The organism is Thermosporothrix sp. COM3, assembly GCF_059696735.1.
In genome coordinates this window covers 1,932,860-1,951,778 of the sequence record NZ_AP019376.1, presented here as the reverse complement: position 1 = coordinate 1,951,778, position 18,919 = coordinate 1,932,860, and the positions used below count along the sequence as shown (strand labels likewise).

Annotated in this window: 15 protein-coding genes; 8 read left to right on the top strand and 7 right to left on the bottom strand. The window is 55.0% G+C overall.

Annotation, left to right across the window (positions count from 1 at the left end):
- Nucleotides 1–52: 52 nt before the first annotated feature.
- A complete protein-coding gene (locus KTH_RS08590; RefSeq protein WP_497617846.1) occupies nucleotides 53–3,073 on the top strand; it encodes a double zinc ribbon domain-containing protein in 3,021 nt (1,006 codons plus the stop codon).
- A 3-nt stretch (nucleotides 3,074–3,076) separates the two neighbouring features.
- Nucleotides 3,077–4,231 carry a hypothetical protein gene (locus KTH_RS08585; RefSeq protein WP_497617843.1) on the top strand — a complete coding sequence of 385 codons (1,155 nt, stop codon included), beginning with the start codon at nucleotides 3,077–3,079 and terminating at the stop codon, nucleotides 4,229–4,231.
- Between the two features lie 212 nt (nucleotides 4,232–4,443).
- On the opposite strand, the gene KTH_RS08580 is transcribed toward KTH_RS08585, so the two are convergent.
- Entirely contained in the window at nucleotides 4,444–5,070 is a 627-nt protein-coding gene (locus KTH_RS08580) for a TetR family transcriptional regulator (RefSeq protein ID WP_497617841.1), read from the bottom strand.
- A gap of 57 nt (nucleotides 5,071–5,127) precedes the next feature.
- On the opposite strand from KTH_RS08580, the gene KTH_RS08575 reads away from it, so the two are divergent.
- Complete coding sequence (locus KTH_RS08575) at nucleotides 5,128–5,502, top strand: ferredoxin (RefSeq protein ID WP_497617838.1); 375 nt, start codon at nucleotides 5,128–5,130, stop codon at nucleotides 5,500–5,502.
- 102 nt (nucleotides 5,503–5,604) lie between these two features.
- Nucleotides 5,605–6,861 carry a cytochrome P450 gene (locus tag KTH_RS08570; protein ID WP_497617835.1) on the top strand — a complete coding sequence of 419 codons (1,257 nt, stop codon included), beginning with the start codon at nucleotides 5,605–5,607 and terminating at the stop codon, nucleotides 6,859–6,861.
- A gap of 259 nt (nucleotides 6,862–7,120) precedes the next feature.
- On the opposite strand, the gene KTH_RS08565 is transcribed toward KTH_RS08570, so the two are convergent.
- Nucleotides 7,121–7,936, bottom strand: a complete 816-nt coding sequence (locus KTH_RS08565) for an ABC transporter permease (protein WP_111323790.1) — start codon at nucleotides 7,934–7,936, stop codon at nucleotides 7,121–7,123.
- On the bottom strand, nucleotides 7,933–8,892 hold the full coding sequence (locus tag KTH_RS08560; RefSeq protein ID WP_497617834.1) for an ATP-binding cassette domain-containing protein: 960 nt from the start codon (nucleotides 8,890–8,892) through the stop codon (nucleotides 7,933–7,935). Before KTH_RS08560 ends, KTH_RS08565 begins: the two co-directional genes overlap by 4 nt.
- A gap of 136 nt (nucleotides 8,893–9,028) precedes the next feature.
- On the opposite strand from KTH_RS08560, the gene KTH_RS08555 reads away from it, so the two are divergent.
- From KTH_RS08555 to KTH_RS08545, 3 genes are all read left to right on the top strand, one after another.
- Nucleotides 9,029–9,856 (top strand): TetR/AcrR family transcriptional regulator, encoded by an 828-nt coding sequence (locus KTH_RS08555; RefSeq protein ID WP_211326218.1) that lies wholly within the window; start codon nucleotides 9,029–9,031, stop codon nucleotides 9,854–9,856.
- A gap of 333 nt (nucleotides 9,857–10,189) precedes the next feature.
- Nucleotides 10,190–11,128, top strand: a complete 939-nt coding sequence (locus tag KTH_RS08550) for a trypsin-like serine peptidase (protein WP_111323786.1) — start codon at nucleotides 10,190–10,192, stop codon at nucleotides 11,126–11,128.
- Between the two features lie 121 nt (nucleotides 11,129–11,249).
- Nucleotides 11,250–11,747 carry a hypothetical protein gene (locus KTH_RS08545; protein ID WP_497617829.1) on the top strand — a complete coding sequence of 166 codons (498 nt, stop codon included), beginning with the start codon at nucleotides 11,250–11,252 and terminating at the stop codon, nucleotides 11,745–11,747.
- Between the two features lie 119 nt (nucleotides 11,748–11,866).
- Here the strand turns inward: KTH_RS08545 and KTH_RS08540 are convergent, their stop codons facing one another.
- The 3 genes from KTH_RS08540 to KTH_RS08530 all read right to left on the bottom strand — a co-directional run bounded on the left by KTH_RS08540 (nucleotide 11,867) and on the right by KTH_RS08530 (nucleotide 14,635).
- Entirely contained in the window at nucleotides 11,867–12,076 is a 210-nt protein-coding gene (locus tag KTH_RS08540) for a hypothetical protein (protein ID WP_497617827.1), read from the bottom strand.
- Between the two features lie 162 nt (nucleotides 12,077–12,238).
- Nucleotides 12,239–13,459 carry a glycoside hydrolase family 1 protein gene (locus tag KTH_RS08535; RefSeq protein WP_497617825.1) on the bottom strand — a complete coding sequence of 407 codons (1,221 nt, stop codon included), beginning with the start codon at nucleotides 13,457–13,459 and terminating at the stop codon, nucleotides 12,239–12,241.
- A gap of 429 nt (nucleotides 13,460–13,888) precedes the next feature.
- Nucleotides 13,889–14,635: a metal-dependent hydrolase gene (locus KTH_RS08530; RefSeq protein WP_497617823.1), complete on the bottom strand. Its 747-nt coding sequence runs from the start codon at nucleotides 14,633–14,635 to the stop codon at nucleotides 13,889–13,891.
- 265 nt (nucleotides 14,636–14,900) lie between these two features.
- On the opposite strand from KTH_RS08530, the gene KTH_RS08525 reads away from it, so the two are divergent.
- On the top strand, nucleotides 14,901–17,714 hold the full coding sequence (locus KTH_RS08525; RefSeq protein WP_497617821.1) for a glycoside hydrolase family 9 protein: 2,814 nt from the start codon (nucleotides 14,901–14,903) through the stop codon (nucleotides 17,712–17,714).
- 60 nt (nucleotides 17,715–17,774) lie between these two features.
- On the opposite strand, the gene KTH_RS08520 is transcribed toward KTH_RS08525, so the two are convergent.
- Complete coding sequence (locus KTH_RS08520) at nucleotides 17,775–18,884, bottom strand: ArsR/SmtB family transcription factor (RefSeq protein ID WP_111323782.1); 1,110 nt, start codon at nucleotides 18,882–18,884, stop codon at nucleotides 17,775–17,777.
- Nucleotides 18,885–18,919 lie beyond the last annotated feature (35 nt).

The window sequence follows — 18,919 nt, the reverse complement described above, 5'->3', positions numbered from 1 at the left end:
ACCAATAATAACCCAATGAATTCTATTTTGCAAGTTTGGTAGAAAAAATAGTATGAGCACTGAAAAAAAGACCCAAAGACAAAACTTCTTCCTGTTGCTGGATATCAACCCTAATGAGGAATGGGATCCCGACAAGTTCGTGAAGGTCCTGAAAGCAAAGCAAGTCGAATGGAGCCGAAAAAGGAGCCTATCAGTCGGTCAAAAGGCCTCTCAGGCACAGCGAAACCTTGAGCTTATTCCCCAGATACGCAAAGTCATGGAAGACGACGCGCTGAGGGCTCAGGAGAGGGATGAGGCGCTCAAAGAACTGGCCTCTCAGCAGGCAGCTCGCGTTGAAGTGTTCGAGAAGCGATTGGAATTTTTTAACGCGAAAGAGTCGGCCAGCCAGACAGAAATTGACAAATTCATCAAAGAGTTTCAGGATCTCTATCCAGAGCAAGAGATAAGGAATCGCATTACAGTCACAATTCGCGCGGAGCAGCAGGTCACCCGACAGGCGCTTGAGCCGAGCAGAGCAAAGGCTATCGCGGGAAAGCTCAACGATCTCAATATGTCTTCCCTCTATGAGCTTCTGGGCTGCCCCGAGACGACAAGCACCAGGATCCTGCAACAGAAAGCCGAACAGCTCTATCGAGATGTCTCCAAAATCGCCACAAAGACGCAGGAAGTCACGCTGAAAAGCGATCTGGCCGGCTCTGCAAAGGACATCTTCTCTTCCGAGGACAAGCGCAAGCAATACGATGAGAGCTTGCGACAACTTAAATTCGCCAGCCTGTTCAAGGTCCTGGAGGAGCAAATCAACCAGTCAGTCGAGAAGGAAATCACCTACAATCAAACGGAGCTCTTTCTGAATGAGGCCCAACAGGCCGGGTGGGATCGGCAGGAAGCCCTCTTCCAGTTGAAAGAGCAGGCGAAAGCGCATAAATGGCTGGTGCATGTCCGGCCAGCCGAAGAGAAGTCACAGAAAGTACGCTGTGGAGGCTGTCACACCTTAAATGAGGCAGATCAGAAGTTTTGCACACAGTGCCGCCAACCGCTCTTTATCCAATGCCCCGAATGTAACGAAACGATTCGCCCGGAAGCCAATGCATGCGGACATTGTGGCTTTCCTGTGGGAAACCGCTATTTAGTCGAGATCCACTTGCAAGAGCTGCAAGATCTCTTCAAGAAACGCGATACGCAGAAGGCGCAACAACTCCTGGACGAAATGAAAACGCTCTGGCAGCCCAAAAAAGCGGACCGCTATTCACAGGAGATCAAGCGCTTTCAAAGCGAGCTACAGCGCCTGCACGCTGAGTTGCGCAAGGTTGAGGCCCATGTACAGCAATTGCTGAATCAGAAAAAATATATTACGGCGAAACAATATCTCGAAGGGCCCGCGGCGGCCATCCTGCCAAACCGCGCCCAGAAACTCAACGAGATTCAGGGCGAGCTCTCGAAGGTTCGTTCGTTGTTCCAACGAGCGACGGTCGCTACCCTCCCCAACAATGAAAAGATCGCGCTCTGTCGCCAGGCCCTCGCGCTTTGTCCCGACTATCAAGAGGCGCGTGACCTGCTCAGAACCATCCCGCCAATGGCACCGACGAACTTGCAGGCGAAGACCCGCGGCGGGATCGTCAGCTTATCGTGGCAACCATCCTCAACAGAGGGCGTCATGTATGTAATCGTGCGCAAAAGCCTGACACAGCCGCATTCATCTAGAGACGGAACCGTGCTCGACACCGTGCCGGGGCTTCATTATGAGGACAGTCGGCCCGAAACAGGCGTGCCGCTCTACTACGCCATCTTTGCCGAGTGCGAGGGAGTTCCCTCAGCGAATGGTGCGTTGTTAGAGCAGCCGTTACTCTTGCTACAAGACGTCACGCAGGCTTTTGCGGAGGTGGGCAACCAGCAGGTCAAACTGTCCTGGGTTCCGCCAAAAAACGTGGCCTCCGTGCTCCTTGTACGCAAGCAAAATGTACCGCCAACCAGCGCCAGCGACGGCGAGGTTATCGGCGAATGCGTGCCAGCGCAAACCTCGTTCATTGATCGCGATGTCCAGAATAACCAGACGTACTACTATGCCCTGTACGCACGTTTCAAAGATCAGCATGGGCGGCTGGCTACCGCGCCGGGAGTGCGCGTCAAAGCGATACCGGAACCGCCACCTGCACCGATTCATTCCTTAGAGATGCACATGCGCCCCGGCTCCACCTCAGCGGAGCGCGAGGTTGAACTCCGCTGGACACCACCCGCAAAAGGGAAGGCGATCATTCTGAAGTCGACGCACACCTTGCAGCACTATGAGAAGAAAGTTATCGCGGAAAGCACACTCTACACGCTCGGGCAGCTCCTTGAAGATCAGCCCGATTCCGTTGTAGACCCAAAAGTCGCCCTGGGAGTCACGTACTATTTGCCGGTCGTGCTCTTTCACAAAATGGCCTATATCGGCACCGAGCATCGCCTTGCCACCGTGGACGATGTCCAGAATGTGCGCTGGCAGAACATGAATACAGCGCTCCGCTTGCAATGGAAATGGCCCGCGAATTGTCAGGAAGTGATTGTTTCTTCGCATCAGTTGCGCTGGCCAGAGTTGGACGATGAGTACTCAAGCCACACGAAGGTCAGCCGTTCCGAGTACGACCGTCTGGGCTACTTTGAGTTGCGCTGTGACAAAGATACAGACTATTACATTCGTATCACCGCGCTTGTGACACAGGGCACGGAAGAGATCCCGGCGCAGGGCGTCCGCCTTCATGTGCACCCGACTGACCTGCTGACCCTGACCTATGAGATCAAGAGGCCAACCCTCTGGCGACGCACTCCGCACCTCCATATCGCCGCGGATCGAGCAGGGACCCTGCCCACGCTCCGCCTGATCGGGACACGTGATAGGCTTCCTGTCCATAAAACCGACGGGACCATGATCTGTCGCATTGAGCCAACATCCATCAATGGAAGAGGGCGCACGTTTCCGCTTCCGATAAAGGAAGTGGCGCCGGGAACCTATTGTAAGCTCTTCCTGGAAGATGACGCGCTCTATCAGGAGATTGATATCTGTCACCCACACGAAGATAAGCTGAGGATAAATTAGAAGATGTTTCCTTTCGCCAAAAAGTGGCTCTGCCCGTTTTGCTGTGAATCGTTTGCCCCACACGAGGCATACTTTCGCTGTACCTTTTCGGGGTGTTTAGGCCGCATTCCCGATACCCCCTATAGTCGGGTAAGCGGGAGCAAAGATGTTCTGCGTATGGGACGCGTCCTGATCCCTGGAAAGAAGCGGATGCTCCCGGGGATGTACTGTGATAGCTGCAAACAACTGGCAACACTACGCATCTGCCCCCGATGTCACAGTGAACTTCCTCAGGACATAGGGCAGGTAGACCAGTATTTCTTTTTGCTCTTTGGAAGCAAGGGGTCAGGCAAAACACACTATCTCGCGTCCCTTATCACGCAGCTTCAGCGTGAGGTTGGCCCTCGCATGAAAATGACCGTTCGTCCCCTGGGAGAGCCTGCCAGGCTGCGTTGGAACAAGACCTATGCCCCCCTTTTCGAGCAGCAAAAAGCACTTGCCGCCACAAAATCGGCTGAGACAGACCCCCTGGGTCAGTATCCGCTGAGTTTCCGCTTTACGCTTGAGCAGCGGAATGGCGCCAAAAAAACGGTCAATGTGGGCTTTTTTGATACCTCTGGCGCAGACTTTACCTCTGATAGCGCCGTGCTCAAAAGATATATGCATCAGGTACACGGCATTCTCTTTTTGATCGATCCTTGCTCTATTACCACCGTACGCGACATGCTTGGACAGCAGAGCAGCCCCACAATGACACAGGCCACACTTGAAGAATACCCTTTGCTCTTGAAAGACACTTTTGTGAGCGAGCGCATTCTTCGGCCCTCCGAGAAGGTGAAAATTCCTGTTGCACTGACACTGACAAAAATGGACCTTGTCTGGCCTCATCTCTACTCGGGGTCCCCGCTACTTCGGCCTGTAACCTATAGCGGAGGAGATATAGCGAAGCGCTTACAATCGATTAGCACCGAAGTAAGCAGCCTGCTTGCTTCATGGATCGGCCTGCAATTTACCCAGACCATGCGGAGCGAGTTTCACACCTACGCTTATTTTGGCGGGTCTGCGCTGGGCAAGCCTGTAGAGGATCCCTACAAACCCGTCATCGCCAACCCTTTGCACGTGGAAGACCCATTGCTCTGGCTCCTCTCACAGCTCCATATCCTGAAAGATACAAAATAATGCCTGTGCGTTCAACGGATCGCGCCACATGAACCTTTCCTGAAACCAGCCAGAGGCCGCATTATGACGCCTGGTTTCAGCTCTTCCATGATCCCTGGTGCAAGAGGAGCCACGCAGCACTGTAGCTCGTCCACGCGCGTTTCATCTCACAGCGCGGAGCCGGCGTCTTCCTACCGAATGTGTATCGTCACAGGAGCAGAAAGCAGGTGCCTCTACATCTGGCGAGCCAGCGCCGCAGAGCGATCCAGATATACACACAGCAATGAGGCAAGCTCACCTTCTGCTCCCTGATTCAGCCATTGCTCAACGGCGATCCGAAACGCAGTCATATAGATACCAACCAGCAATTGGATCTCGATGCGGTCTGTAGCCGGCTCCAACCGGGAATGCAGAGCTTCAGCAATTGCCTGCTCCCGCTCCATAAGCGCGTACAGATAGATAGAAGCGATTGACGGGGTTTGCTTCGCCACCAGATAGCGGCTCAAGAAGCTGGCCCGCTGATCCTGATAGCGGCGCGCCAGATGCAGAAACGTCGCTCGTAGCGCGGCCTGCGGCGTCTCCAGAGGCGCAAGCTGTTGCAGATACTGAAGTGCGTCGTGAAGAGCAGCATGCGTCGAGCCTAGAAGCACCTCTTCCTTTGAGGCAAAGTAGCGAAAGAAGGTTCGAGTGGACATCATCACAGCATTCGCGATATCTTGAATCGATGTTTGCTCGTATCCCTTTTGCTGAAACAGCCGCAAGGCGGTCTCCTCGATCGTGGCCTGCACCAGTTGTTTCTTGCGTTCGCGTAAGCTGATGGCCGCCGGCGTCTCATATCCCGGAGAAAATGTGTCATTCATTTTCCTTTTTGCTCCCATTGACGTAAGTTAGCAGATGGCAGTACAATAGCAAGTGACATGGATGTCATACAGTATACCCGATCACTCCCTGTTGTGCGAGTTGTCTTCCCTGAGGGAAAAAGGCGAACGCCTCGTCACAGGCAGCCTTTCCAATCCTCAGGCGACCAGACAGATGAGAAAGGAAAGCCAGGAAAACGTGAAAGTAACCGCGTTGACCAGTCGGCCAGTGGGTCTTGCGTGCTGGCCTGTAGCAAGGTCTTCAGCCAGCGCGACAGTGATGGTGTCGTGGAACTGCTTCAGCAGCGCCCTCCCCTGGAACTTCTGAAGCAGGTACAACAGGCAGTTGACGCCTGTCCCGCTCAGGTTTTTGTTGTAGAAGAGGAAGACGATCACTCTCAACTCATCCTTAAAACCAATGATGAGGACCTATAACGCTACCTATAAATGACCATCCTGCATGCTACACGAATTCTACATCCACCCATGCAGTTCTTTCAGCCAGGCGCTGGAAGCGCGTATAGATTGGAGTACACAATGAGTCAAGAACAACTGGCACGCCCCAATGAGACCGATCAAGTAGAGCTCCCATCATATCCATTTCCCTTCGCAGATCATAGCCTGGAGCTTCCCGAGGAGTATGACCGGCTGCGGGAACAGTGCCCGGTCGCTCGCGTTCATATGCCCTATGGTGGAGATGCGTTTGTCCCCACCCGTTATAACGAGATCGGGCAGGCCTTCGCAAACCCCAGATGTGGCGCGATTCTGGCATCTGACGGAGATGTCCCCCGTCTGGAAGCAGGCAAAGTGACCGGTGTGGAAGATTCAGAGGCAGGGGCGATCTTTTCTGTCTCTGATGCACGACACAACAAGCTCCGCCGCGTCGTCGCACCCGCGTTCACGGTGCAAGCCGCCAACAAGCTCCGGCCTCGCGCAACCGAGGTCACACATGAGCTGATCGATGCAATGGAGCGCTCCGGCCCTCCCGCTGACTTGTTCGAGGATTACGCGCTTCAGGTCCCGATGACCGTGCTCTGTGAGATGCTCGGCGTCCCGCGCGACCAGGAACACCTGTACCGCGAATCGGCCCGAATCATGATCTCGACAACAGCCAGCACCGAAGAAAAGCAGGCCCAGGGCATGAAGCTGGCCCAGTATCTCACGCCCATTATCCAGCAGGCGCGGCAGAACCCGGGTGATAACGTGCTTGGTCTGCTCATCCGGGCGCATGAGCAGGGCGACGAGGTGATGAAAGAGTCCGAGATGTATGGGTTCGCGATGGCCCTCATCGGCGCGGGCTTTGAAACGGTCAGCACGACCTTCACCAACTCTGCGTTCATTCTGCTACAACGCCCCGACCTGATCGAGCAGCTTCGCGCCCGCCTCGACTCGCCCGAGCAATGGGCCAACGCGGTTGAAGAGATCCTGCGCATCACCCCCATCGGGCAGGGCCGACCGCGTATCACCCGAGAGCCGGTCCAACTGGGTGAAACAACCCTACCCGCCGGAGAAGTGGTGTTCCTCGTACCACACGCCGCCAACTACGACCCGGCTGTTTTCCCCGAGGCCCGCGAGATCCGCTTCGATCGTGAGCTGAAGCCCATCATGAGCTTTGGACGCGGCATTCATGCCTGCCTGGGTCAGCAGATCGCCCGGATGGAGTTGCAGGTGCTCTGGCACACCCTGCTCAAACGGCTCCCCAACGTTCACCTTGCGGTCGCGCCTTCAGAAGTCCCCTGGCGGGCAGACGAAGGGCTGACTTTTGGTCCGGCCCATCTACCCGTTGCCTGGTAGATCATCTCTCATCCCGCCGTGCAGGCTCCCCCGGTCTGCATGGCCCCGCGGGCCCTCGACTAGCGCTGCCCCATGTTGCTTCACTGACAGATGCAAGCTCGGGCACGAGAAAGACGGGATCTTTCGGTGCTTCCCGCTCAAACGCTTCCAGCGGTGAAATAGCATAATAGCGCTAAAAGCAGGGAAGCGACCAGGTTGCGCCTTCAACAGCGGTTGCTGGCCCGCTACTTGCGCAGGGGAACAACCGCTGAAAAACCGTCTATCGGCTCAGTCGCCAGTAGCGCCGCACCGAGAGCGGGAAAAAGATCACCAGTAGAAGAAGCGGCCAGAGCAGCGCCATCCACAGGCTGTGATGCGCAACCCAGGATGCACCGTCCGCGCCGGGATTGTGGAACAAGACGCGAATCGCTGTAACCGTCGATGACAGCGGGTTCCACTCAACCAGCGCCCCAAGCCAGCCGGGCATAGTCTCCGCTGCGGCAAAAATGTTCGAGAGAAAGCTAATAGGCCAGATCAGTATTTGCACCAGTGAGACCGCTTCGGTATTCCTGATGACCAGACCAAGATAGATCCCGACCCAGAGCAAGGAGAAGCGCAACAGCAACAACAATCCCATCGCAAGGAGAGCCTCCCCGAAGCTGCCATGCCAGCGCCAGCCGACAAGCAACCCTACCACACACAGTACAATCAGACTCAACACCGAGTTCAGCAGATCAGCAATACTGCGCCCAAGCAGGATCGCCGAAGCCGCCATCGGCATCGAGCGAAACCGGTCGGTCACGCCCCGGTTGATATCGGTTGTGATCGCAAGGAAGGTTGCTTCAAAGCCGAACACCATCGTCATGGCAAACATGCCGGGTAGCAGAAATTCGCGATAGTCTCCCCCGCCCGGCACCGTCATGCTACCACCGAACAGGAATCCGAAGAGCAGCACAAACATAACCGGAAAGAGCAGGTTCACAATGACTTGAAAGGGCTGATGCATCCAATGAAGTAGATCACGTTGTGTTACCGTCCAGGCATCAGCCAGCGCCCAATAGAACCGCGTGAAAAGCGTTGTACGCTCTGTCCTCATAGCATCACCTCCTCATGCTTCTCGGTCAGATGCAAAAAGACCTCATCGAGCGTGGGGCGCCGAAGCGCGATATCTTCAGCCTCGATCTCTGCATCAGCCAGAGCCCGCGCAACTTCGGTCAACGCCACGACCCGCTGCTGTACCAGCGCGCTCAGTTGCCGCCTATCCTCATCAACCGTCACCTCCGCAGCGGTTACGCGCCTGATGATGCTCTCGGCAGCGGGCAGTTCCTCGGCCCGATGCAGTACCACCTGAATGCGATCTCCTCCAAGCCGCGCTTTCAATTGATCGGGCGTCCCTTCTGCGATAATGCGCCCACCCTCAATGACCGCAATGGAGTCGGCGAGCTGATCGGCCTCCTCAAGATACTGTGTCGTCAGCAGAACCGAGGTTCCATCGGCCACCAGCGAGCGGATAGCAGTCCAGACCTCGTTACGACTACGCGGATCAAGCCCCGTCGTCGGCTCATCGAGGAACAGCACCTGCGGGGCAATAATCAGGCTGGCCGCCAGATCGAGCCTGCGCCGCATGCCGCCCGAGTAGTGCCTGACCGACTTATCTGCCGCCCCAATCAGATCGAACCGTTCCAGCAGCTCATCAGTACGGCGCCGGGCCTCTGCTGCTCCCAGATGATACAGGCGAGCAAACATGCGCAGATTTTGCCGCCCGCTCAAAATCTCATCCAATGCCGCATACTGGCCCAGTAAGCCGATGCGGGAGCGTACCTGCTCGGCCTGCCGCCGGACATCGAACCCCGCAACTTCAGCCGTCCCCTCATCCGCATGTAACAGAGTAGTCAGAATTCGGACAGCGGTTGTTTTGCCCGCACCGTTCGGCCCGAGCAGACCGCACACCGTCCCTTCCGGCACCGCAAGATTGAACCCCTGAAGCGCTTGCTGCTTGCCATACCGCTTGTATAATCCCTTTGCCAGGATTGCGAACCCTTTTGTATGCATTGATTCCCTTTCTGGCCCTCCGCAGGGCCTCAAAACTCCGTACACTGTACAGAATTGAAAAGCGATCCTTATTATACCGTACGTCGTACGGAATTTGCAAGGGGGAAAAAGATAGCAAGACAACGGCCAATCTGTTATGATGAAAGAGAAAAACGACACAGGACGGAGTTGCACGACGATGGAATATAGCGGCAAAGGGGACCCGCAGCGAAGTATTGAACTGCTCTGGGGCAAACGCAAAAGCCCGAGCCGGGGACCGGTGCCCAACCTGAGCGTTGAACGGATCGTACAAACTGCGATAGCGCTTGCCGACGCCGAGGGATTGACCGCGCTCTCGATGCGTCGAGTCGCCGAGCGGCTTGGAGTTGGCGTGATGTCGCTCTATACCTACGTCCCGGGAAAAGCTGAACTGCTCGATGTTATGCTTGATACCGCCATCGGAGAAGAGAAACTCCCCACCAGCATCGAGGGCACATGGCGTCCCCGGCTTGAACTACGCGCTCGCGAGGACTGGCAGCTCTATCAACGTCACCCCTGGATGCTCCAGGTCTCCACCGTTCGCTCACTGCTCGGTCCAAATGAAACCATGTTATACGAGGCCACGCTACAGGCCATTCGAGATACAGGGCTGACCGGAAAAGAGCGCATCTCGGTGGTTGATCTGATTATCGGCTACGTGCGCGGAGCAGCAAAGGGTGCAATAGAGGCTGCGCTTGCGGCTCAGCAGACCGGACAGGATGACGCGCAATGGTGGCAGGAAAGGGAGCCCCTGCTTGATCAGTTCTTCAGTCCCGAACGCTTCCCGGCCATCACCGAAATCGCACATGAGGGCGCATTCTATCCGTCGGGAGATGCTGACACCTACTATTTGCAGTGGGCCATCGATGATTTCGAGTTCGGCTTACAGCGCGTTCTGGACGGCATTGAGGCATTCATTCAGAAGCGGCAGGAGAGCGTGCACTGACTCGCTCTCCATTTCTTAACCATTACTTCCCCTCGTTTCTTCCCATCTCCATACGCATTTCTATCCCCCCATATACACAAAGAGTGGCAGATGTATATCTATTATAACCGGAAATATATAACTATTACCACAGAGAAGCTCCGAAAATACTTGAAGTGAGATACAACATATGGTATGCTCAAGAAGAGAAGAGATTCTGTTCTCCATTCTCTCTTTTGCCTGTCAAGCTGGCATGCTATCCTCCGCTGGCTTTCGAGATGCAGCGAGAGCCAGATTGGAAGACAATAGATTTGCTCTGTTGTGCTGCACTAGCTCAGAAAGGCTATTCAGTTTATGGTACAACCAGCTTTACGGAGAACATGCCTCTACACCGTTCTTGTCATCTTCGGTCTGATGATTCTCCTCAACTGTTTTACCTACCCCTCATCGGTCAGCGCCGCCACGGGCAAACGCGTCACCCGGAGCGCCGAATTCATTAAGCGCTACTGGACGCCCGACCGGATGGAACACGCCACCCCGGCAGGCATACCCTCCAAAACCGGAGCACCTCCCCATATGATTGAACCCGCGCCAGTCAAGGCACAAGAGGTTCCTCCAGCCTCCTATAGCTCCATTCCCTATGCTGTCATTGGCAAAGTCTTCTTCACCGATAGCAAGACCGGTTTTGATTATGTCTGTTCGGGAACGGCAGTGATCAGCAAAAACAAGAGCACCGTCGACACCGCCGGGCATTGCGTCGCGCAGGATGGCTCCAAAGACAACTATTACACCAACTGGATGTTCTGCCCGCAGTACCTTGATGGCGACTGCCCAAAGGGAAAATGGGCTGCCCGCCAGCTCTTCGCTGACAAAACCTGGCTGACTGCTTCACCGATGGCCGTCGATCACGACTATGGGGCCGCAGTCGTTGAAGCGAACAACGGTCAGTATCTCACCGATGTTGTGGGTGGCGTCGCTTTTGGAGCCAATCTAGACCGGAAGCAGACGTTCCACGCTCTGGGATATCCGCATGCCTCGCCCTTCAACGGGAAAAAGATGTTCGAGTGCCTCGCCGATAAAGCCGTAGACGATACGGGCACCCCGCCACCACTTGGCATCTCGTGCGACCTGACAGGCGGAAGCAGCGGCGGTGGCTGGCTCGTTCAGAGTAACGGCACATGGTATGTGAACGGGCATAACGATTATCAATACACCAACGACCCCAATACGATGTACTCTCCCTACTATGGGAACGAGGCCCTTGCCATCTACAATAGCGCTCAGGCTGCATAAGCGCTCTCGGCCCTGCTGAGGTCGCAGGGCCATACTCATTTTCAAGCCACAGAGCCAAAACTGTAGAACGCGCGCAAATCTGGTATACTCTTGTTGGGAAACCAGTACACAGGGGGAAACCATGCCACCGCACTATCTGCTCGCCTGGTCAGAAGCAACACAACGATACACGCTGACCCTGGATGGAGCTCCGCATCAGACATTCCGACAGGACGAAGAGGACGCCTGGTTAGAGCAGGCCACAATACTGAGTCGATTTAGCTTTGAAGGTCGTGCAGGCCATTTCAGTGCCATTAAAGAGACACGCGCGCGTGGCGCCGGCTACTGGTATGCGTATCGTCGATGGGAGCAGCGCACCCGTAAGCGCTATCTGGGAAACCGGCTCTCATTCGCACGTCTGGAAGAAGCTGCCCGCTCGCTTGCACAACAGGCAGCAACGCCCGCCAGAGAGCCACAGCGCCTGGTTCCGCTTCTCGAAACAAAACTGCATCCGCCCCGGCTACCCCTCCAGCTCATCAGGCGCACGCGGCTGCTCGAAACACTCGACACCTGGAAACAGCAGAAGCTCATAGTGCTGCACGCGCCCGCCGGGTTCGGCAAAACAACCCTCATCACCTAATGGATCGCCCACCTCCGCGAGCAGGGTGAGCCGTTCACGGTTGCCTGGGTCTCGCTTGATTGTGGAGACAGCGACCCGTTGCGCTTCTGGTCAACTCTCATAGCAGCCTGCCAGAACATTCATCCCCGAATCGGACAAACAACGCTGGCCCAGCTCACACAGATGTCCCGCCCGCCCGCAAGCCGCGCATGAACGAACTTCACAGCGGCCTGTGTCCCGAGGTATCGATGTTCACCCAGATAGACCTCTGCGAACCCACCCTGCCCCAGCAGCTTGATAAGCCGATAATGCCCAATCTGTTGCCCTATGCGCCCTACCTGTTCTGCCATGTACTGGCATCCTTCCCGGGATCATTGCCATTTCCCCGTTTTTGAGTAGTGTAACAAATACTGATCCACAGATGCAATAAAAATGCGCATGTACAGGTAATCTGGCTCATACAAGGCTACAAAAAAAGAGGAGACATGATGTAGTCTCCTCAGTTCGTCTTGCTAGAAGCCATTTGCGCGGGCAATCGCTCCCAGACGGTAGGCGCTCGGCTTGACCGTTCGCTTCTGCGTCTGTCGATCGACCGCGATCAGGCCAAATGTCGGACGATACCCAAACACCCACTCGAAGTTATCCAGCGCCGACCAGTATGTATAGCCCTGAACAGGAATACCATCATGCAAGCAGGCGGCCACGCCTTGCAATGCCTGCTCGATATAGGCCACGCGCCGCGTATCATCAGTGGTCGCGAGGCCATTTTCCGTCACAAATACCGGCAGCCCCGTAGCCTTGTGTGCGTAGCGGATGGTTGCTTCCAGCGCTTGCGGGTAGAACTCATACCCCATCTGGGTCAGCTCAACGCCCTCTTCTGGCTTCATCAGCCCGTTGGCATCGTAGCGATCACGAGAGTATGTCTGCACGCCGATGAAATCATCACCCTTCGTTCCCTCTAAATATGCGTCGAAGATCTCACGCCGCTTCTGTGCAGCAAGTTCCTCTCCTCCCGGCCCTGCTTGAATATCCTGCATTGCCAGCGTCAAACCAACCCTACACGCTCCGGGCCCTGCCTTGATGGCCTCGACCGCCCGGCGATGCGCTTCCAGCATGACGGGACGCCCCTTTTGCGGATCAGCGTACAGGAACGGGACAAAGTGCTCGGCGTCGCTTCCGACCGCTCTTGCAGCCGCTGCATACCAGGCCTCCGAACGCTGTGACCCGATCATTGACCAGAGAGCCACGCCCAGATTCAACTCGTTCATCGTGCAGGCCAGCGGGATCAGGTCACCCAGGTGCTTGATGACCTTTTCGCAGTACCGAGCGAACTTCTCGGGTGTCTCCTTCGCCTCCCATCCCCCGGCGGCGGCCAGCCAGCGAGGCGACGTGAAATGGTGAAATGTCACCATTGGCGTGATCCCAAGCTCATGGCAGGTTGCCAGCATGCGCCGATAATGCTCAAGCTGTGCCAGCGAGAACTCGCCCTCCTCCGGCTCAATGCGAGACCACTCCAGCGAGAAACGGTAGAGGTTAAAGCCCAGCTCAGCAAGCAGACGGATATCTTCAGGATACAGATGATAATGATCACATGCATCACCAGATGACTCTACGTATGCAGTGCCCGGCGTATGTTCCAGAACCCAGTTATCGTTATAGACATTGCCACCTTCAACCTGATGCGCAGCGGTCGCCGTGCCCCAGTAAAAGCCCCTGGGAAATACTGTCTTCATGATATGTCTCACTTTCTCTTCAGAAGCTGCAAAAGTGGATGTTACTCGATTCACCTCAACAGCAAATGTATTTCCCAGTATAGCATAAGACTGTTCGGATTTCCACGGAGCAGAAATCGCATTGCATAGCTGCTTGCATGTATCGTATTTCTTCCTCGCACATCGAGGGGAGAAATCCACTCTTACCACTCAACGGAAAGAAGAGATTTTTCTTTAAAAGCTGCTTCTCGTTTTTCATAATACAGTGGAAGCAAAGAATGTTTCTTCCGACATCATGACACAGTATCACGGTTTCCTTCTAAGAAGGATGATTTTTTGTCACGAATCATGTGTCCGCCTGAACAGCGAAATGTTATTGTCTCCACAAATCACGGATAATAAAAAAGGGGGAGAGCATAGAACGCTCTCTCCCCATACACTCCTTCTTTTTTAGAGTGTTTCCGCAGTGAGAACCTCACCTGGTTTCATCTCGCGAATGGTGAGACCGGCTCTCTCTTTCGTCGCCTCTCGCAGCTCCCCGACAGTCCCCGTCAAGAACGGGAATGTGCCATAATGGAACGGAATCACATACGAGGCATTGAGAAGCTCAATCGCATAGGCGGCCTCTGTAGGCCCCATCGTGAAGCGATCCCCGATCGGAAGCAACACGATATCCGGGCGATACAGCTTCCCGATCAACTGCATATCGCCAAAAACGCCGGTATCTCCGGCAAAATAGAGGCGTAGCCCCTCTTCGGTTTCCAGCACATAGCCCGCAGCCTCATGGAAATAGCCGACCTGCTCATCATTGAGCCAGACATAGGCATGGTGGTAGGCCAGAGTCATCGAGATTTTCTGCCCGCACAGCCGGATTGAGCCGCCCCGATTCATCGCCTCGGTTTTGCTCACTCCACGACATTCTGTCAGATATCGCAGGACCTCGGTTGGAGCCACAACCGGCGCACCGGTCTTTTCGAGTAGTTGCGGGAGATTCTGGTCCAGATGATCCGCATGCCCATGCGTGATCAGGATAATATCGGCTTTCTCCTGCTTTTTCAATTCTTCCGGACAAACCGGGTTCTCTTCCAGCCAGGGATCAACAAGAATAACCTTGCCACTGCTCGTGGTCAACTTAAAGCTTGCATGCCCTAAAAATTGGAGTTGCAGTCCCCGGGGGAAGTGAAGCGAAGGTGTCATAAAGAGGGGTAACCTCGTCTTTCTTTCTATGCAAAACTACTATGTTTGCCTGCTATTTTAGCATAGAAGAGCCCCCTTGAATACCCATATCTCTCCATTACACGGCATGTTGTTCCTTCGGACTGAACAAAAACTGATGAATTTGTTCTTTTACTTCAGGCAGATATTTTCAGTTTTTCTTCACTTCAGCAGAAAAATTGAACTTCTTATCATTCTATGGTACATCTTGAAGAAGGACGTACAGTTTGATAAGGAGGTCACACAGATGTTCGCGCAAACGTGGAAACGCGCTCTCAGTTACGGGCTGCTCCTCAGCATGGGTCTGAGTATGCTCGTCAGCGCGCTTTCCATCCCGACCCACCCGGCAAAGGCAGCACCGGCATTCAACTATGCCGAAGCGCTGCAAAAAGCGATTCTCTTCTACGAAGCCCAGCAGTCGGGGAAGCTTCCTTCCTGGAACCGGCTCTCCTGGCGCGGTGACTCCGCTCTCGATGATGGCAAGGACGTAGGTCACGATCTGACCGGAGGATGGTTCGACGCAGGTGATCACGTCAAGTTCGGCCTGCCTATGGCCTTTTCTGCTACCATGCTCGCCTGGGGTGTTCTTGAATATGGGGATGCCTATCAAAAAAGCGGGCAGATGACCCACATCCTCAACAATCTGCACTTTGTCAATGACTATTTTATCAAAGCACATACCGCGCCCAACGAGCTCTGGGGGCAAGTGGGTGACGGTGGCCCAGATCATGCGTGGTGGGGGCCCGCCGAGGTCATGCCGATGAAGCGTCCCGCCTACAAGATCGATGCCAGTTGCCCCGGTAGCGATCTGGCAGGTGAAACAGCAGCCGCGATGGCCGCCGCCTCGATGGTCTTCCGTTCCAGCGATGCCACCTATGCCGACACACTGCTGACCCATGCCAAACAGCTCTACACCTTCGCCGACACCTATCGAGGCAAGTATGATGCATGCATCCCTGCTGGCGGCTTCTACACCTCGTGGAGTGGCTATAATGACGAACTCGTCTGGGGTGCGCTCTGGCTCTATCAGGCAACAAAAGACTCCACCTATTTAACCAAAGCCGAACAGTACTACGCAAATCTGAGTACTGAGCCACAAACAACCATCAAATCCTACAAATGGACCATTGCATGGGATGATAAATCCTATGGCGCCTACGTACTGCTTGCTAAACTGACAGGTAAACAGCAGTATAAGGATGATGCACAGCGCTGGCTCGACTTCTGGACGGTTGGTGTCAATGGGCAGAAAATCACCTATTCTCCGGGCGGCGAGGCCTTCTTGAGCGAGTGGGGTTCTCTACGTTATGCCGCGAATACCGCTTTTGTCGCTCTGGTCTATGCCGATTATCTGGGAAGCAGCGATCCGCTCTATAGCCGCTACCACGACTTCGGCGTCAGACAGATCAACTACGCGCTTGGTGACAATCCGCGCAACTGTAGCTACGTCGTTGGCTTCGGGGCCTGCCCTCCTCAAGATCCGCATCACCGCACCTCACACGGCTCGTGGACTGACTCGCTGCAAAATCCAACTCATAACCGCCATATCCTCTATGGTGCGCTGGTCGGTGGACCCAAAGCCGCCAACGATCAGTACACCGATGATCGAACCGATTACACCGGAAATGAAGTCGCGACCGACTACAACGCGGCCTTCACAGGTGCACTGGCACGGCTCTACAAGGAGTTCGGAGGCACTCCGGTAACATCCATGCCCGATAAGCCAAAAGATGACGACGAACTCTACGTTATGGCCGGAATCAACGCCGAGGGCTCGACTTTCACCGAGATTAAGGCCCTCTTTATCAACAAGACCGGCTGGCCTGCTCGCGCCACCAGTACGCTTTCACTGCGCTATTACTTCACGCTGGAAAATGGCGTGACGCCCGATCAAATCAGCGTCACCACCAACTACACCCAGTGTGGAAATAATGTCTCCAGGCCGACGCAGGTTTCGGGCAATCTCTACTTCATCACTGTTACATGTAACGCGAAACTCTATCCTGGTGGACAGGACGCTTATAAAAAAGAGGTACAATTCCGCATCAACAGTGCCGGATCCTGGGACCCCAAAAATGACTGGTCTTATCAAAACCTGACCAAAGACGTCGTTAAATTTGACCATATCCCGCTGTACGAAAGCGAGAAAAAGGTCTGGGGTAACGAGCCAGTCGACACAGGCGCGGCACCCACCGTCAGCATCACCAGCCCGAAAGATGGCAGCAACTTCAAACCCGCGCCGGCAACGGTCGCGATTGAGGCTACCGCCAGCGATAGCGACGGACAGATCACAAAGGTGGAGTTCTACAATGGCTCGACCCTCCTGGGCAGCGACACCAGCGCTCCATACAGCTATAGTTGGGCTAACGTACCAGAGGGCAGCTACACTCTAACCGCCAAGGCGTATGACAATGCTGGAAATAGCACCACTTCTTCCCCGATCGCGATCAGCGTCGGGCAGGCGGTGCCCACAGTCAGCATTACAAGCCCGGCTAATAACGCAAGCTTTAATGCTCCTGCCAGCATCACGATTACTGCAAACGCGAGCAGCGCCGGAGGCTCTATTACCAAAGTAGAGTTCTATAATGGCTCGACCCTTCTGGGCAGCGACACCAGCGCTCCATACAGCTATAGTTGGGCCAACGTACCAGAGGGCAGCTACACACTGACCGCGAAAGCATATGATGATGCAGGAGGAACAGCAACATCAGCAGCAGTGAAGATAACAGTCAAAAAAGCGGGTGTCTGTTCGGTGAAATATGACATCGCGAATCAGTGGAGCAACGGCTTCACTGCCAGCGTCACTATCAGCAATCCGGGAAGCACGGCTATTAACGGCTGGACGCTTGTCTTCACCTTCCCCAACAATCAGCGCATCACCAATATCTGGAATGCGACGATGACCCAGAGCAATGGCCAGGTCACGGTGAAAGATGCAGGCTACAACGCCACCATCGCGCCAAACGGTTCCGTCACCTTCGGCTTCAATGGCGAATGGAGCGGCTCCAATGGCAAGCCGACAAGCTTTATCCTCAACGGGCAGAGCTGTACCGTAGAATAACTTCTGCTCGCCTCCCGGACCCGCGCGGGTAGCAGGTTCAGACCTGTTGCCCGCATTGTCTTATTCGGGGAGAAAGATCCCCTCTAGCCCGCGCGCGATCTCCGTCAGTGGGCTCCGGACGCTCCGGTAAAGCACATAATAGCTCGCCCGCTCTGCCGTCACCAGGCCGGCACTCTGCAAGAGCTTTACCTGCTTCGAGATCCCGGCTTCCGAAAGATTGAGCAGGCCTGCCAGCTCGCGTGTAGAGCGAGGTCGCTGGCTCAAGAGGCGCAAAATCTGTAGCCGGGTCATATCTCCCACTGCACGAAGCAGTGTCAGCAAGCGTTCTGGCGGCACCGGGATGCTGCCCTCTTCCTGAAACCGCCGGATCGAGTAAACAAGCGCGTGCAGCACATTCGCTTTCGCATACATGAACGAGAGTCGTGGCCAGACAAACGCCGAAGGGACAAGGACGAGTTGCTCGCTCGCCTGCATCTCTATCTCGTGTGGTGCAGGATATTGCAACGTGATCTGCCCCCCATGCTGATAGGCCGACAATTGTGGAGCAAGCGAGCCAAGCACTTTGAGCGGCCCCTGTTCAAACAACATCTGTCCTCGTTGCTGTATATCCTGCAAAAGCAGCTCTTCAAGCTGCGGCCATTCGGGCTCGATGCAGGTTGTCCAGTAATCAGCGAAGAAGTTGAGAAAACGAGCGTGTCCCTTTTCGGGGTCGGCAAGCATTTCCTTCATCACAGGGAGAGCGGCCGGAAACTGCTCGGCTGTCTGCTGCACAATCTGCTGTTGCAATGGGAGAGACTCCAGTATATGTGTACATGAATAGTGCTCGTCGTTCAGGAGGATGTTATTGACAACCTGCTCCACATAGTTTGTCGTGGGAAGAGCCTGCATCACCCGAAATTGCTCCTCAAAAGCGGGGAAGTCCTGCATAGAAGGCGCGCCATTCTCAAAAATATCGGGTATCCGACTCCCAAAAAGGAAGGAGAAAGCCACAACCTCGGCCTTGAGTGCAGGCGACATCAGCCGGCGCGTACGCAGCACCCACGGCAGGTGCAGCGGATGGCTTTTACTCCGCGTCAGGACATGCAGACTGCGCACAGCTTCGTGTAATGGACTATAGCTAAAAGCCAGGTTTTCAGCATGGCCTGCATCCAGATACATAATTCGGGCCATCTCACATTCTCCTCTGATTCGCTAATGAGTAAAAA